Genomic DNA, 16025 nt, shown 5'->3' with positions numbered 1-16025 from the left:
CGGAGCCGGGTCCCGTTACACCGCGACCATCGCCAGTCGTTGACGATGGATGCGGATGTGAAGCAACACGAGCGCGCGGCAAGGGCAATCGTCGCGCAACGCGACTTTGCCTCGACCCTGCGCGCCGTCGAGCGTGGCGTGGCGACTGTCCAGCGCCGCCTGAAACGCGGCCGACGCCACCGAACGCGCGGCCAGCATCAACAGCAATAACGACGCCGCCATCGCGAGACGAAAATCAGCCGAGGTAAAGACGCGCTCCGGCACGTCGAATACGAGCATGGCGATCACCACGCAGGCGTCGATGCAGGCGGCCCCCAACGAAGCCACGAGCAGATAGGCGCGCAACATCCGAATCGTTGTCGATTTCATCCGTCTCCTCTCCCTTTGCTCTCATCGGACGAGAACGTTCGCCAGCGGCGCGTACCGCTCCCGTCATCATCCGCCTCTGATCTTAAATGTCGAGTGTCAGTCGCCCTGTGACCGGAAATGATTTTTTACACACTGTTACCCCTGCCTGGCAAGGTTTCATGGCAAACGCAGGCAACACGAGCGTCACTGGATCACGCATTTTTCTTGCAAAAATCGTACAAATTCCGATTTTTTTCGGCGCCATTGCTCCGGGAAGCCCGTCGTGGCGGGACGTGCGGTGAATTCAGTCGACAGGCAGGCCCCGAAAGGAGGAAAATGTCGCCACCTTGCCGTTTACGTTAACGGCACTGACGACTCAAGCCACCTCTGCCGAGACATTGAAGAAACATGAGCGCCGATAATCAATTGCGTTTTGTCGTGGAGCCGCACGCCAACCCCACCCCCGCCGACCAAATCGCCGCCAAGCTGGCGAACCCGGTGTTTGGCCGCGTATTCACGGACCACATGGTCACGATCCGCTGGACCGAAGGCACGGGCTGGCATGACGCGAAGGTGGAAGCCCGCCGTCCGTTCGAAATTGATCCGGCGTGCGCCGTGCTTCACTACGCGCAGGAAATCTTCGAAGGCATGAAGGCCTATCGCGGCGAAGACGGCAAGATCTCGCTGTTCCGCCCGCAAGCCAACGCCAAGCGCTTCCGTGAATCGGCCCAGCGCATGTCCATGGCCGACCTGCCGGAAGCCGTGTTCCTCGAAGCCGTGGAAAAGCTGGTCGACATCGACCGCGCATGGATCCCGGGCGCGGAAGGCAGCAGCCTCTACATCCGCCCGTTCATGTTCGCCTCGGAGAGCTTCCTCGGCGTGCGCGCCGCGCATGAGTACATTTTCTGCGTGATCGCCTGCCCGGTCGGCCCGTACTTCAAGCCCGGCAAGTCGGCGGTGACGGTGTGGGTGTCGGACCAGTACACGCGTGCGGCCCCCGGCGGCACGGGCGCAGCCAAGTGCGGCGGCAACTACGCCGCCAGCCTCATTGCGCAGACGGAAGCGAGCGCTAAGGGGTGCGACCAGGTCGTGTTCCTGGACGCTGCCCAACACCGCTGGATCGAAGAACTCGGCGGCATGAACGTCTTCTTCGTGATGGACGACGGCTCGCTCCAGACGCCACCGCTCTCCGGCACGATCCTGCCGGGCATCACGCGCGCGTCCATCATCGAACTGGCCCGCCGCGAGGGTCTCACGGTCAACGAAACGCCGTATGCATTCGCCCAGTGGCAGGCCGATGCGGCCAGCGGCCGTGTGAAGGAAACGTTTGCGTGCGGCACGGCCGCTGTCGTGACGGCAATCGGTCAGGTGCGTCACGCCAACGGCGAATTCAACATTGCCGACGGCGGCGAAGGCCCGGTCACCAAGCGCATTCGCGATCAGCTCACCGGCATTCAACGTGGCAAGGTCGCCGATCCGTTCGGCTGGGTCCACCACGTCGCGTAATCGCGCGTTGATACCCCAGGTATGACGACATAACACGCTGTGAAGCTGCGCGTCGCCCGAGACAGCGACGCGGGAAATCGCCGGCGGCGCGTGACGACACCAGGAGAGTCGGACGCGCCGTCTTGTTGTTCCTGACTTACAGATCATGAAACATGATACGGGCGCCATGGCGGGGGAAACCCGCGGCGCTATTGCGGCAACCGACACAATCGGCGTTCCGCACTCCGTGCTCGAAGATATCTATGCGATGGTCATCGGCATGGCATTTGTGGTGGTCGGTCTGGTGCTGCTCAAGGCTGCCGGGTTGGTCACCGGCGGCGTGGCCGGCATCGCCCTGCTCGCCTCTTACGTCTTTCCCCTGCCGGTGGGCACCATCTTTACGCTGGTGAACATTCCGTTCTTCCTGTTCGCGTATTTCACGATGGGCGCGCGCTTCGCGCTCAAATCCACTGTCGCGAGCTTCGGCATCACCTTCGCACTCGCGGCCATGCCGCAGACGTTCGACGTCGCCTTCGTCAATCCGCTGTTCGCGGCGTTTGTTGGCGGCACCCTGTGCGGCATGGGCATTCTGGCGCTCGCACGCCATGGCGCGGGAGTGGGCGGTACCGGCATCGTCACGCTGTGGCTGCAACGCAAGCGCGGCATCAATGCCGGGATCACGCAGGTCTGCATCGACACAACGATTCTGCTCGCGTCGCTGACCACCATTCCGGCCGGACGCGTCGCCTGGTCCGCCCTCTCTGCCGTCGCCATGAGCGCGATGGTCGTGGCGTGGCACCGCCCGGGGCGCTATACCGGACGGTAGGCCGTCGCCTGATTCAACAGCCACTCGCGGAACACGCTGAGTGGCTGCCCGTGCGTGAGCTCCGTTGGATAGACGAGGTAATACGCCGACTCGGCCACGCTTTTCACATCGAACGGGATCGTGAGGCCAAGCGTCGCCAACGGGCCCTCGACGAAGAACTTCGGCACCAGCGCAATCCCCAGTCCGGCCGCAGCCCCCGCGATGAGCATCGTATGAAGCTCGTAGCGCACGCCTTGCAACGCTCGATGATCTTCGATGCGCTGCTCGGCAAACCACTGAGTCCAGGCGCTCGGACGCGTCGTCGAGTGCAACAACGGGTACGCCAGCAAATCGGCAGGCGTTCGCACCGGCCCTTTCAATAGCGACGGCCTGCAAACGGGCACCACTTCCTCGCCGAAGAGATAATCCGACGACGTGCCCGGCCACGTGGGCTGCCCGAAGTGAATGGCCGCTTCGAAGTGTGTCTCGTTGAACGTAAAGAGGTCGGTGTGCACGCCCATGTTCACGCGCACGTCCGGATGCCGATCGTCGAAGTCTTTCATTCTCGGAATCAACCACTCCGACGCAAATGTCGGCAGCACCGCCAGCTCCAGATAGCCGCCCCCGCTGCCGTGCGCCATGATCGCCAGCGTGTCGCGATCCAGTTGTTCCAGCGTGCGCCGCACCTGGGTGCCGTACAGACGCCCGGCGCGCGTGAGCACGACGCGCTGCTTCGCGCGCACGAACAGGCGCACGCCGAGTTGCGTCTCGAGCGTGGCGATCTGGCGCGACACTGCGCTCTCGGTCAGGAACAGCTCTCGCGCCGCGTGGGTGAAGCTCTCATGCCGGGCGGCGGCCTCGAAGGCCAGCAGCGCTGCCGTTCCGGGCGTTTTGAATTTGCGCATATTGATTCCAAAAACGCATCAAGTGGCAATTTTATCTCGCTTTACGGGCGAGGCATCCGTTCCAATAATGCAGTCACTGCAAGAAGGCATGGAACGACCGTGTTCCGTGCCCCGCCCTGACACCCTGCGACGCCCAAAGATGGCGTCCCCCCTGCGAGACAACCCGATGCGCAATGCCAACGTGCAGTCCTTGCTGGTTTCCCTGATTGGGCAAGCGCGTACCGACGCGCTTTTCGCCACGCTCAATTCGCCCTCGATCCTGGCCGATTTCGAGCCGGGCCGCGTGACCCGCGCCGAACTGGCGCAAGCCATGAACATGGCGCTGTTCGAAGGGCTGCTGGCGCGCTCGCAAAACGGTCGTACCTACACCGAAGAAGCGATTGCTGCGGGCGGTGGCGTCTATTTCGATCATGGCGCGCTGCGCACGGTGCGCTGGGATCAGAACGGCGCCCTGCCGCCGGGCGAAGCCGCGTTCGCGCGTATTCTGCGTCCGCTGGGCTTCCGTCTGAACGGCCGCTACCCGCTCGACCGTCTCGGCATGACCGGCCGTGCTTACGCCCATGAAGACGCCCCGGAAGAGATTTCGCAATTCTTCGTGAGCGAGCTGCATCCGGAGCGTTTTTCCGAGACGTTCCAGCAAGCCGTGTCGCGTGTGGTCGGCACCTCGAAAGACCCGCTCACGCCGGCCGCTGCCGGTCAGCTCTGGGAACTGGAGCGCGACGGCACGCTGCCGCTCGAGTCCGCACAAGCCCTGCTGCCGGTGATCGTCGGTGCATTTGCGCGTCAGCACGACGTGCCGAGCGAAGCCGATTACGAGCTGCTGCTGGCCGAATCGGCCGAAATGGCGTGGATCTCCACCGAAGGCAACGCGTTCAACCATGCGACCGATCGCGTGGAAGACGTGTTCGCGCTGTCCGACGCCGAGAAGGCCAAGGGCCGCCCGATGAAGCCCGAAGTCGAGCGTTCGCGCTCGGGCCGCGTGTTTCAGACGGCTTATCGCGCCGACACCGTGCGTCGCGAATTCCGTGGCAAGGACGGCAAGATCGTCACGCGCGACGTGCCGGGTTCGTTCTACGAATTCATCACGCGTCACCGCGAGTACGACACCGCCAAGCGCTGCTGGAAGATCGATCTGCGTTTCGACGCCGGCAACGCGCAGGGTATTTTCAAGATGACGGCCAACGCCAAGTAACCGGGTAATACGAGAGCTCACGACTTCCGGCGCACAATACGTGTGTGCGCCTGTGCTGTGGCCTTATCTGCCGACACCGGTCATCAGCACCGGCGGCCAACACTGAATTCCATAAGGGTATTAACGTGAACGCGACTTCCATCCTCAACGAACTGGGCATTGCCAAACTGGCCGAAACCGGCGACATCGCCGTGCACTCGCCGATCAACGGCGAACTGATCGGCCGCGTGGCCAGCGCATCGGTGGCCGACGCACAAGCCGCCCTCGCCCGCGCGCAAACCGCGTTCACCGCATGGCGCAATGTGCCGGCACCGCGTCGGGGCGAACTGGTCCGCCTGCTGGGCGAAAAGCTGCGCGAGCGCAAGCAGGCGCTGGGCGCCCTCGTCACGCTCGAAGCGGGCAAGATCCTGCAAGAAGGGCTGGGCGAAGTTCAGGAAATGATCGACATTTGCGACTTCGCCGTCGGCCTGTCGCGTCAACTGTACGGTCTGACGATCGCCTCGGAGCGTCCGGGCCACCGCATGGCCGAGACGTGGCACCCGATGGGCGTTTGCACCGTCATTTCCGCTTTCAACTTCCCGGTGGCCGTGTGGTCGTGGAACGCAGCGCTCGCGCTCGTGTGCGGCAACGCCGTGGTGTGGAAGCCGTCGGAAAAAACGCCGCTGACCGCCCTGGCCGTCAACAAGCTGATGGAAGAAGTCATTGCCGAATTCGGCGACGCACCGGAAGGCCTGACCGCGCTGATCGTCGGCGGTCGCGACGTGGGTGAGGCGCTCGTTGCCGATCCGCGCTCGGCCATCGTGAGCGCCACGGGCAGCACCGAAATGGGCCGCAAGGTCGGTGTTGAAGTCGCACGCCGCTTTGGCCGTTCGATCCTGGAACTCGGCGGCAACAACGCCGGCATCGTGACCGAAAGCGCCAACCCGGAACTCGCCTTGCGCGGCATTCTGTTCTCGGCCGTCGGCACCGCCGGTCAGCGTTGCACCACGCTGCGCCGCCTGTTCGTGCACGAAAGCGTGTACGACAAGACCGTCGATCGTCTGAAGACGCTGTACGGCAAGGTCGCCATCGGCAACCCGCTCGAGCGCGGCACCCTCATGGGTCCGCTGATCGACGAAGGCGCGTTCAAGCGCATGCAGGACGCACTCGATCAGGCTCGCGCACAAGGCGGCAAGGTGACGGGCGGCGAGCGCCACACCGTTGCCGGCAGCGAAGGCGGTTTCTATGTGAAGCCGGCCATCGTCGAAATGCCGTCGCAAACGGAAGTCGTGCTGACGGAAACGTTTGCGCCGATTCTGTACGTGCTCAAGTACAGCGACTTCGCGCAAGCCATCGACGCCAACAACGCGTCGTCGCACGGTCTGTCGTCGTGCGTGTTCACGAACGATCTGCGCGAAGCCGAACGCTTCACGTCGTCGGCCGGTAGCGACTGCGGTATCGCCAACGTCAACATCGGCCCGAGCGGTGCGGAAATCGGCGGCGCATTCGGCGGCGAGAAGGAAACCGGCGGCGGCCGCGAGTCGGGCTCCGACGCGTGGAAGGGCTACATGCGCCGTGCGACCAACACCGTGAACTACTCTTCCGCCCTGCCGCTCGCGCAAGGCATCGACTTCTCGATCGAGTGAAGTCGCGATAGCAGGCCCCGGTGTCGAGCATCTCCATTCGTGACGATGCGCGACGATGCACGACGCACCGGGTCTGCCACCAATGCTGCATGTGCCGGACGCGTCACCGCGTCCGGTGCAGAGACTCCCCCGACCGCCACTTTCCGTCACGCTTTGACTAGCGAGGCCCCCATGTACGCATTCACTTCTCCGTTCGCCAATCCGGCCGGCTCACCGATTCGCGAGCTGTTCAAATACCTGTCCGAGCCGGGCATGATCTCGTTCGCCGGCGGCTACCCCGCGAGCGACCTGTTCGACGCCGACGGCCTCGCCGCCGCGCAACAACGTGCCTTCGCCCAGCCGACGCGCTGCCTGCAATACGGCCCGACCGATGGCCTCGCCGAACTCAAGACGCAACTCATCGCGCTGATGGCCTCGCGTGGCGCGCCGTGCGCCGCCGAAGAACTGCTGGTAACGACCGGCTCGCAGCAGGGGCTCGATCTGCTGCTGCGCGTGATGGTAGCGCCCGGGGATGTCGTCGTGACCGAGCAGCCCGCTTACCCGGCAACGTTGCAGGCGCTGCGTCTGCAACAGGCGAAGATCGTCACGGTGCCGGTCGATGCCGACGGCCTGAACATCGAGCATCTGGGCACGCTGCTGCGCGAGGGCAAGATTGCCGCGCCCAAGCTGCTGTACACGGTGCCCACGTTTGCCAATCCGACGGGCGCCACGCTCTCGCGCGAGCGTCGTATCGCGCTACTCAAGCTGGCCGTGGAATACCGCTTCGTGATCGTCGAAGACGATCCTTATGGCGACCTGCGCTTTGCGGGCGAAGCCGTGCCGACGTTGCTCGCCCTGACGGCAGAGGTGCCGGGGTCACGCGACTGGCTGGTGCACTTCTCCAGCCTGTCGAAGATCGTCGCGCCGGGGCTACGTGTGGGCTGGACGGTTGCGCCGCCGGAAATTGCGCGGCGCTGCGTCGTGGCCAAGCAAACGGTCGATCTGTGCAGCGTGCCGTGGACGCAGGCCGTCGCCGCCGAATATCTCGCGGCCGGGGCGCTGACGCATCATCTGCCGAAGATCACCGAGGCTTACCGTCTCAAATGCGAAGCCATGTGCAGTGCGCTGGCCGACAAGCTGGGCAGCGCGATTCAGTTTCACGCGCCGCAGGGCGGCATGTTCGTGTGGGCGCGGCTGGCGTCGGTGAAGACGAGCGAGCTGCTGCCGAACGCGATTGCCGAGAAGGTGCTGTTCGTGCCGGGCACGGCGTTCTTTGCCGAAAATGCCGACGAGGCGTCGCTGCGCCTGTCCTTTGCAGCACCGGCCGTGACGGCCATCGAGGAAGGCGTGGCACGTCTGGCACGCGCGATGGCGGCGACCGGCAAGTGACGCAAGCGGGCCAACGCCCGTTGTAGACGTCATGACAAGACAAAGGGCCTCGCTGGCCGTTCCGGATGGGCGGGTCAGCGAGGCCCTTGGCGCTTTGTGCTCGTGATGCTTACAGCTTCACGCAGACATTGCGCAACTCGGTGTAGAACTCCAGCGAGTGCACCCCACCTTCGCGTCCGATGCCCGATTGCTTCGCGCCACCGAAGGCCGTGCGCAGATCGCGCAGGAACCACGCGTTGATCCAGCACACGCCGACTTCGAGCGCCGCGCCCATGCGATGGGCACGGCTAACGTCCGACGTCCAGAGCGTTGCAGCAAGGCCGTAAGGCGTGGCGTTGGCCATCGCGATCACTTCCTCTTCCGTGTCGAACGGCGCAATGTGGCAGCACGGCCCGAAGATCTCTTCGCGGATGACCGATGCCGTCTCCGGCAAACCCGTCCAGATGGTGGGCTGCACCCACGCACCGTCCTTCATCGACGCCGGCATCTCGGGCACGCCGCCCCCGGTCACGACCGTCGCCCCTTCTTCACGCGCCTTCGCGTAATAAGAGAGCACCTTCTCGCGATGCACTTGCGAGACGAGCGGGCCGAAGTTCGTACCCGGCGCATACGGATCGCCCAGCTTCAGCGCTTCGGCGCGCTCCTTGAGCGCCGCCACGAAGCGCTCGAAGATCGGACGTTGCACATACACCCGCTCGGTGCCGAGACACACCTGACCGCTGTTATCGAAAGCCGAACGCGTAATGCCCGCGACGGCCTTGTCGAAGTCCGCGTCCGCAAACACGATGCCCGGGTTCTTGCCACCGAGCTCGAACGACACCGGACGCACGCCATTGGCTGCCGCCTTCATGATGGCTTCGCCCGTGCGTGTCTCGCCAGTGAAGGTGATGCCGTTCACGCCCGGATGCTCCGTGAGGAACGCGCCCGCCGATTCCGGTCCGAAGCCGTGCACCACGTTGTAGACGCCGGCCGGCACGCCGACCTCGTTCATCACCTCGCCCAGCAGCGTTGCCGTAGCCGGCGTTTCCTCCGACGGCTTCACAACCACCGTATTGCCGAACGCCAGCGCCGGGCCGACCTTCCATGTCATCAGCAGCAGCGGCAGGTTCCACGGACAGACGACCGCGATCACGCCGCGCGGCGAGCGCACGCCGTAGTTCAGCGCGTTGCCGCCGTCGGGCGTGGTCATCGCGAACGACTCCGTCGGCACGTTCTTGATCATGTCCGCGAACACCTTGAAGTTCGCCGCGCCGCGCGGAATGTCCAGATGACTCGCCAGACCGTGCGGCTTGCCCGTATCCGCGATCTCGGCGGCGAGAAAGTCGTCGAAGCGGCGGTTGATGCCATCGGCCACGGCGTGCAGCAGTTCCACGCGCTGGGCCACGGTCATCTTGCCCCACGGCCCCTGAAGCGCTGCGCGGGCGGCACGCACGGCGGCGTCCACTTCGGTGCGTCCGGCTTCGTGCACCTCGCCGATCAGGCTGTTGTCGACCGGGTTGCGGTTCTCGAACGTGCGGGCGCTGGACACCCACTCGCCGTTGATGAAGTTCTGGAAATGCTTCATGTCTCACTCTCGTTTTGTCGGGTTGCACCGGGTACGCGGCGACGGACCTCCACACCGGGAGGGGAACGTCGGCATGGCGCACACGATAAATCCGCGCTCGGGTTCTCGTCAATATTTTCTCGAGAATTTTAATTTATATCGATTATTTGTCTATTTTGCGACAATCGGGGGGGAAGCTGCTTATAATCTCGCCACGCCACTCGACCCACCCGACGCATGCACAGCCCGACCCCGTCCACTGCCTCGACCGCCCCGACCGCCGACGTCACGCTCGCGCAAAGCGCCTACATGCGTCTGCGCAGCGACATCGTCGAGGGGCATCTCGCGCCGGGCGAAAAGCTGCGCGTCGAGCATCTGAAGGATCGTTACGAAGTCGGCGCCGGGACGCTGCGTGAAGCGCTGGCGTTGCTGGTGGCGGACGCCCTCGTCGTCCAGCACGGCCATCGGGGCTTTCGCGTAACGCCGATCTCGCTGGCCGATTTCATCGACATCACCGAGACGCGCGTGCAGTTGGAAACGGAGGCGCTACGCCAGTCCGTCGCGCTGGGCGACGACACGTGGGAAGCCGACCTGACGAGCGCGTTTCACCTGCTTACGCTCGCGGAAGACCGCCTGGGCGAGGGGGACGGCAAGACCGGCGACGGTAGCCTGTTCGCCCAATGGGAAGCGCGCAACCGCGCCTTTCATGAAGTGTTGATTCGCGCGTGCCCGTCGCGCTGGCTGCATCACTTTCTGGCGATTCTCTATCGCCAGTCGGAGCGCTATCGACGGCTGTCGATCACGCATCGTCCGGTGCCGCGCGACGTCCACGAAGAGCATCAGGCAATCTTCGACGCCTGTCTCTCACGCGATGCCGACAACGCGGCGTCATTGCTCGCGGCACACATTCGCAAGACGCTCGAAGCGGTGCGCGAACTGCCCGACGCCGTCATCAACGCCGGGGCCGTGCCGCTCACGCCGGTGCGCTGAACTCAGCGCGGCAGGCTGTCGCGCACGAGCTGCGCAAAGTAGCGTGCGCCGAGCGGCAGAATCGCATCGTTGAAGTCATAGCCAGCGTTGTGTAACGGGATCGCGCCGGGTTCGTCGCCGTAGCCGTTGCCGATGAACGCGAAGTTGCCCGGCACGTGCTGCAAGAAGACGCCGAAGTCCTCCGAGGCCATCATCGGCGCGGTCTGCGCGTCGACCATCCCCTCGCCCGCCACCTTCTGCGCCGCGCGCACGGCGAGCGCCGTGTTGCCGGCCCAGTTCACCGTCGGCGCGAACTCATGCGTGTATTCGAATTCGCAATGCGCGCCGTGCATCGCGCACGCACCCATGCAGATTTCGCGCATGCGCGTCTCCAGCAATTGCTGAACGTCGGGCGTATAGCTGCGTGTATCGCCCTTGATGACGACGTTCGTCGGAATGGCGTTGCGAATCCCGTCCGTGACAAATTCGGTACACGACACCACCGCCGACAGCCCCGGATCGACGCTGCGCGACACGACCGTCTGAAGCGCCACCACGATCTGTGCGCCGATCACCAGCGGATCGACCCCCATATGCGGACGCGCCGCATGCGTGCCCTTGCCGCGAATCCGAATGACGAAGTTGTCTTCACTCGCCATGATGCCGCCGGTGCGCGTGGCGATGCGTCCCGCCGGGATGCCCGGCATGTTGTGCACGCCGTAGATCGCGTCGATGGGAAAGCGCGCCAGCAATCCGTCGGCAATCATCGCCTTCGCACCGCGGCCGTGTTCCTCGGCGGGTTGGAAGATGAAGCGCACGGTGCCATTGAAGTCACACGATTCGGCGAGCAGTTTCGCCGCACCCAGCACCATCGACATATGACCGTCATGGCCGCACGCGTGCATTTTTCCCGGCACCTGCGACGCGTATTCGCGCCCCGGCGCCTGCTCGGCGATCAGCAGGGCGTCCATGTCGGCACGAATGCCGATGCTCCCGGTGCCGTCGCCCACGCGCAGGTTCGCCACGATGCCCGTGCCGCCGATATTGCGATGCACATCCAGCCCGAGGCTCTCGAGAATCGTCGCGACCGTCTTCGATGTGCCGATTTCCTCGAAACCCGTCTCCGGCTGACGATGGAAGGCGCGTCGCCAATCGGTCAGCGCCTTGGCGAAATACGTGTCTTGTGCGATGTCCTGACGCATACGTGACGTCTCCGAATGCCGTGGTCGATAGTGTCGTTAGCGTGCAAGCCACGCCTGCTGGCGCTGCTCGACGGACGTCGCAGACTCACCCACGAGTTCCGCGTAGACCGAAGGTGCCGTCGCCCCTTCGGTGCTGATCAGCAGGACGCGCGAATCCGGCGTGAGGCCAAGCGCAGACGCCATTGCGGGCGTTGCCGCCGCGCGCATCAATCCCGCAAGCCCAGCGACGCCAGACTCGCCGGCGACGAAGGGCACGTCGCTGTCACTGCCATGCGCGAGACGCTGCATCGCCTGCACCGCCTGCGCATCGGTGACGGTCATGAACGCGTCCACCGACGGTTGCAGGAAACGCCACGCGAGCGGCGACGTCTCGCCGCATGCCAACCCGGCCATCACCGAATCGACCGAACCCGATGCCGATGCGGCCTTCCCGGCGATGGCGCTCTGGTACAGACAATCGGCCTGCTCGGGCTCCACCACCACAAACGCCGGACGCTGCGCGCCCCAACGCTCCCAAAGATAGCTCACGATTCCTGCGGCCAATCCCCCAACGCCGCCTTGCAGAAAGACATGCGTGATGGGGCTGGCCGCCTGCGATGCACCGCCATTCTGCACCGCCAACGTTTCAGTCACTTCCGCCGCCACCGTGCCATAACCTTGCATGACGTCGCGCGGAATGACCTCGTACCCATCGTAGGACGTATCCGAAACCACATGCCAGCCATGACGTGCCGCAAGCGCCGCCGCCTCTTCGACCGAATCGTCGTAGTTTCCCGCAATGCGCACGATCTCGGCGCCGTAGGCGGCAATCGCCTGCTCGCGCTCGTCGCTCACATGGGCGTGCAGCACGATCACACAACGGCATCCGATGCGCTGCGCTGCGGCGGCCAGCGCGCGGCCGTGATTGCCGTCCGTGGCGCTAATGGTGGTGAAGCCGGTCAACGCATCGCGGTCCTCGCCCTTCAACAGCGACTTCGCCGTGAAGCCTCTCCCCTCGAACTGACGCAACAACAGACGCACCAGCGCAATCGGCGCGCCGAGCGCCTTGAAGCTGCCGAGCGCGGAGCGCCGCGCTTCGTCCTTCACCAGCACGCTGCGCACACCGAGCGACGCCGCCAGATCCGGCAGCGAGCGCAGCGGCGTGCTGCCGGGCGTGAGCCCATCCCAATGCGCAAGCCACTCGCGGCTTTCCTGCGCACGAGCGATGCTCATGATGTCCTGAAGATCGGCCGGATACGGCACGCGCGTGGCATGAGGATTGACGTAAAGCATTTGGGGGGCTCCGGTATTACGGGATGTTCAGGGGCTCGGGGTTAGCGGCTTTCGTGGGCCTATTGGGGTAAGTGAGCCTGTTGCGCCACACCAAGACGTTGCGCGACGACATCGAGCAGCACTTCGGCGCCGCGTACCAGTTGATCGTCGTCGGTATGCTCGCGCGGGTTGTGGCTGATGCCGCCACGGCTCGGCACGAAGATCATCGCGGCTGGCGCGATGCGCGCGATCATCTGAGCGTCGTGTCCGGCCCCGGACGTCATGCGCTTGTACGACAGCCCCATGCGCCTGGCGCTCGCCTCGATGACATCGGCCAACTCGGCGTTGAAGACCACGGGCGTGAAGCGCGCGAGGCGTTCCGTCGAGATGCGCACGCCCTCCTCCTGCGCGATCTTCTTCAGGAACTCGGTCAGACGCGCTTCGCTGGCCGCCAGACGCTGCTCGTGCGGATCGCGCATGTCGACGGTGAACACGGCGCGGCGCGCAATCACGTTGATGACGCCCGGCTCGAACGTCATCGTGCCGACGGTGGCGAGCGTCGTGCCCGATTCGACCGCGATGCGACGCAACTCGGCCACTGTGGCGGCGGCGACATAGCCCGCGTCGTGACGCAGGCGCGTTGGCGTCGTCCCCGCATGGTTGGCGTTGCCCTGCACGGTGATCTGCTGCCACGAAATCCCCTGCAAGTTCTCGACGACACCGATCTCCAGCCCTTCCGCTTCGAGAACCGGCCCCTGCTCGATATGCAATTCGAGGTATTCGTGCGGGACGAGTGTGCCCGGCGTCATCTCGCCGGCATAGCCGATGCGCGCGAGTTCGTCGCCCAGTCGCGCGCCGTCTGTGCCGATGGCGTCGAGGGCTTCCTCCAACGGCAAACCGCCCGCGTGCACCAGCGACCCCATCATGTCGGGATGAAAGCGGGCGCCCTCCTCGTTCGTGAACGCCGCCACCGTGATCGCCCGCGACGGCACGATGCCCGCATCGCGAAACGCCCGCACGACGGCCAGCCCGCCGAGCACGCCGTAGCAGCCGTCGAGCGCACCTGCGTTGATGACAGTGTCGATGTGCGACCCCATCATGAGCGGGCGTGGCACTTCGTTCAGCTGGCCCGACGTGGCTTTCGCCGGCCCCGGCAGCGTGCCGAAGATATTGCCGATGCGGTCGACCTGCACGTGCAGGTCGAGCTCGCGCATCCAGGCGACGACCTGATCGCGACCGGCCTTCTCGGCATCGGTGAGGGCGACGCGTGTGCGTCCGCCCGCGACGGGATCGGCACCGATCTCGCCCAGCGCGCGCAGTTGTTGCAGCAGAACGGGGCCATTCAGATGAAGAGGGACAGCGGCTTTGATGTCGGACATGAGTCGGTCGGTGGTTCTTGTGGGAATCGGGAGGCGCGAGTCGTTTGCGAGTCGTTTGCGAATCGCTTGATCCGTTTTGCCGAGGCACCGCGCGGCGCCAAATGCCGGGGGTTGCCGCTAGCGGAGTATCATCGGACAGCCTGAATAATATTCCGCCCAGTGCGTACGATTTACGCATTTTTGGCACTCTAATCGAGTTTTTATTGCGCACCATGACCCTCGACAGCTACGACATCGCCTTGCTCGCCGCGATTCAGGAAGACGCGACGACGCCCCAGCATGCGTTGGGCGCGCAGGTCAATCTGTCATCCGCCGCGGTGAACCGGCGGCTGAAGAAGCTCGCAGAGGAAGGGGTGACGCGCAAAACCGTGTCGCTGGTGGATGCTGAGCGTGTGGGCTATCCGCTCACGATCATCACCGAGGTCGAGGTGGAAAACGAGCGGCTCGATCTGCTCGACGCCATGAAGCGCAGCTTTCTGGCGTGTCCGCAGGTGCAGCAGTGCTATTACGTTGCGGGGGAATGCGACTTCGTCGTCATCATGGTCGTGCAGAACATGGCGCAGTACACGGCGCTCACGCGCGCGCTCTTCTTCGAGAGCAACAACGTCAAGCGCTTCAAGACACTCGTCTCGATGAGCAACGTGAAAGTCGGGCTGGAAGTGCCGCTGGACGCCGTCGCAGACTGAACGTTGCGACGGCGCGGGCCTGACTTGCGATGCGGCGGCGGCTCAGAACTTGTGCCGCACACCGGCGGTGACGTACATCTGCGAACGGGTGCCCGCGTCGACATAGACCGTCGCGATGGCCGCCTGCGCCGGGCCGATACCGTTGTAGCCGGTCGCGTGCGCATACGTCACTACACAGAAGAGGTCCGTGCGCTTGCTGAGGCTGTAGTCCACGGCAGCGCTCACCTGATGGTAGTGCGCCGACGAGTCGCCCGACGCGTTCAGATAGTCGTACCCCGTCTGTGCCGTGAGCGCGGCCGAGATCTGCCACACGGCATAGACGCCGTAGCTGTCGTAGCGCTGCGTCGTTCGGAAGGTCGATGCGGCGTCGGCGTTGTAATACGACTGGCTGTAGTAACCGCCGAGGGTCACGTTGCCGAAGGTGTACCGTCCCCCGGCACGGTAGATGTCGATGGACTTCGCGCTCGCATACGCCCGGTTCACGGCGCTGACGAAGAGGAAGTCGGTCGTGCTCGTGCCGCGTGTGCCCGCCACGGCGTTGCCGTTGTCGATGTGCAGATATCCCGCCGCCACACGTGCCGGACCAAAGGTGTACGAGCCCGCTGCGCTGTACGTCTGCCCCGCGCCTTGCGCGCCCGGCACACCGCCCAACGCATACATGCCCTCGATCTGCACGCCGCGCCACACCGGGCTGGTCCACTTCAGGGCGTTGTTGATTCGCGCGGTGTTCTGCGAGTTATCGACGTCGCCCGGCGCGGTCCAGTAGCCCGCCACGAAGAAGTTGCCCTGCGTGGGCAGCACCTGATCGATGAGCGGATCGTACTGACGCCCGATCAACACCGAACCCCACTCGCGGCTCGTCAGGCCGACATACGCTTGCCGTCCGAACTCGCGCGAGCCTTGCAACAAGCGTCCGTTGGTCGAATCGAAGCCGTTCTCCAGCTTGAAGACGGTTTGCAATCCGCCGCCCAGATCCTCGGTGCCGGTCAGCCCCCAGCGCGTGCCGAGACCGTTGCCGGTGACCATCGAAATCTGGCTCTGCTTTCCGCCCGCGTGATTTACATACTGCAAGCTGGTGTCGATGATGCCGTACAACGTCACCGAACTTTGCGCCTGCGCGACGCACGGCATCGCGCAGACAGCACCCAGCAGCAGACCTGCCGCAAGCGGCATCTTCATCATGTTAGTTTGCATAACTAATTAAATAGACAACGGTTGACGAATTTTCATGTGTTATTCGTCAGCGCTATGAGATCAGGGGTCGGGA

The 16025-nt window shown here is 64.5% G+C and carries 14 protein-coding genes; 7 read left to right on the top strand and 7 right to left on the bottom strand.

From position 1 onward, the window contains the following. Positions 1-15: 15 nt before the first annotated feature. Positions 16-369, bottom strand: a complete 354-nt coding sequence (locus ACIPHM_RS06770) for a hypothetical protein (protein ID WP_400325895.1) — start codon at positions 367-369, stop codon at positions 16-18. Between the two features lie 387 nt (positions 370-756). Here ACIPHM_RS06770 and ACIPHM_RS06765 point away from each other — a divergent pair, with 387 nt between their 5' ends. Together ACIPHM_RS06765 and ACIPHM_RS06760 are read left to right on the top strand one after the other, a co-directional pair. Then, positions 757-1854, top strand: a complete 1098-nt coding sequence (locus tag ACIPHM_RS06765) for a branched-chain amino acid aminotransferase (protein WP_400325892.1) — start codon at positions 757-759, stop codon at positions 1852-1854. A gap of 145 nt (positions 1855-1999) precedes the next feature. Beyond that, positions 2000-2659: a YitT family protein gene (locus ACIPHM_RS06760; RefSeq protein WP_400325889.1), complete on the top strand. Its 660-nt coding sequence runs from the start codon at positions 2000-2002 to the stop codon at positions 2657-2659. Here the strand turns inward: ACIPHM_RS06760 and ACIPHM_RS06755 are convergent. Beyond that, positions 2644-3543 carry a LysR substrate-binding domain-containing protein gene (locus tag ACIPHM_RS06755; RefSeq protein ID WP_400325887.1) on the bottom strand — a complete coding sequence of 300 codons (900 nt, stop codon included), beginning with the start codon at positions 3541-3543 and terminating at the stop codon, positions 2644-2646. The two genes, ACIPHM_RS06760 and ACIPHM_RS06755, sit on opposite strands and share 16 nt — an antisense overlap. Positions 3544-3709: 166 nt before the next feature. Here ACIPHM_RS06755 and ACIPHM_RS06750 point away from each other — a divergent pair, with 166 nt between their 5' ends. The 3 genes from ACIPHM_RS06750 (at position 3710) to ACIPHM_RS06740 (ending at position 7728) form a co-directional block, all read left to right on the top strand. Then, a complete protein-coding gene (locus ACIPHM_RS06750) occupies positions 3710-4735 on the top strand; it encodes a DUF1338 domain-containing protein (RefSeq protein WP_400326543.1) in 1026 nt (341 codons plus the stop codon). 125 nt (positions 4736-4860) lie between these two features. Further along, on the top strand, positions 4861-6360 hold the full coding sequence (locus ACIPHM_RS06745; RefSeq protein ID WP_400325884.1) for an aldehyde dehydrogenase family protein: 1500 nt from the start codon (positions 4861-4863) through the stop codon (positions 6358-6360). 171 nt (positions 6361-6531) lie between these two features. Continuing rightward, positions 6532-7728 carry a PLP-dependent aminotransferase family protein gene (locus ACIPHM_RS06740; RefSeq protein WP_400325881.1) on the top strand — a complete coding sequence of 399 codons (1197 nt, stop codon included), beginning with the start codon at positions 6532-6534 and terminating at the stop codon, positions 7726-7728. Positions 7729-7837: 109 nt separating this feature from the next. Here the strand turns inward: ACIPHM_RS06740 and ACIPHM_RS06735 are convergent, their stop codons facing one another. Continuing rightward, positions 7838-9292, bottom strand: coding sequence for a 2-hydroxymuconic semialdehyde dehydrogenase (locus tag ACIPHM_RS06735; RefSeq protein WP_400325878.1), 1455 nt, complete (start codon positions 9290-9292; stop codon positions 7838-7840). A gap of 216 nt (positions 9293-9508) precedes the next feature. On the opposite strand from ACIPHM_RS06735, the gene ACIPHM_RS06730 reads away from it, so the two are divergent. Beyond that, the gene (locus ACIPHM_RS06730; protein WP_400325875.1) at positions 9509-10261 is read left to right on the top strand and encodes a GntR family transcriptional regulator; all 753 of its coding nucleotides are present in this window, start codon (positions 9509-9511) and stop codon (positions 10259-10261) included. A 2-nt stretch (positions 10262-10263) separates the two neighbouring features. Here the strand turns inward: ACIPHM_RS06730 and ACIPHM_RS06725 are convergent, their stop codons facing one another. From ACIPHM_RS06725 to ACIPHM_RS06715, 3 genes are read right to left on the bottom strand one after another with little or no spacing between them, the layout of a single operon-like run. Next, positions 10264-11442, bottom strand: coding sequence for a M20 aminoacylase family protein (locus ACIPHM_RS06725; RefSeq protein ID WP_400325872.1), 1179 nt, complete (start codon positions 11440-11442; stop codon positions 10264-10266). Between the two features lie 36 nt (positions 11443-11478). After that, entirely contained in the window at positions 11479-12714 is a 1236-nt protein-coding gene (locus ACIPHM_RS06720) for a diaminopropionate ammonia-lyase (protein WP_400325869.1), read from the bottom strand. Between the two features lie 59 nt (positions 12715-12773). Next, on the bottom strand, positions 12774-14072 hold the full coding sequence (locus ACIPHM_RS06715) for a Zn-dependent hydrolase (protein WP_400325866.1): 1299 nt from the start codon (positions 14070-14072) through the stop codon (positions 12774-12776). Positions 14073-14284: 212 nt separating this feature from the next. Here ACIPHM_RS06715 and ACIPHM_RS06710 point away from each other — a divergent pair, with 212 nt between their 5' ends. Beyond that, positions 14285-14758 (top strand): Lrp/AsnC family transcriptional regulator, encoded by a 474-nt coding sequence (locus ACIPHM_RS06710; RefSeq protein ID WP_400326540.1) that lies wholly within the window; start codon positions 14285-14287, stop codon positions 14756-14758. A 42-nt stretch (positions 14759-14800) separates the two neighbouring features. On the opposite strand, the gene ACIPHM_RS06705 is transcribed toward ACIPHM_RS06710, so the two are convergent. After that, positions 14801-15940, bottom strand: coding sequence for a porin (locus tag ACIPHM_RS06705; protein ID WP_400325864.1), 1140 nt, complete (start codon positions 15938-15940; stop codon positions 14801-14803). Positions 15941-16025 lie beyond the last annotated feature (85 nt).

Source organism: Pandoraea sp. NPDC087047 (assembly GCF_044745225.1).
Classification (GTDB): Bacteria; Pseudomonadota; Gammaproteobacteria; order Burkholderiales; family Burkholderiaceae; genus Pandoraea.
This window is presented reverse-complemented; position numbering and strand designations above follow the sequence as displayed.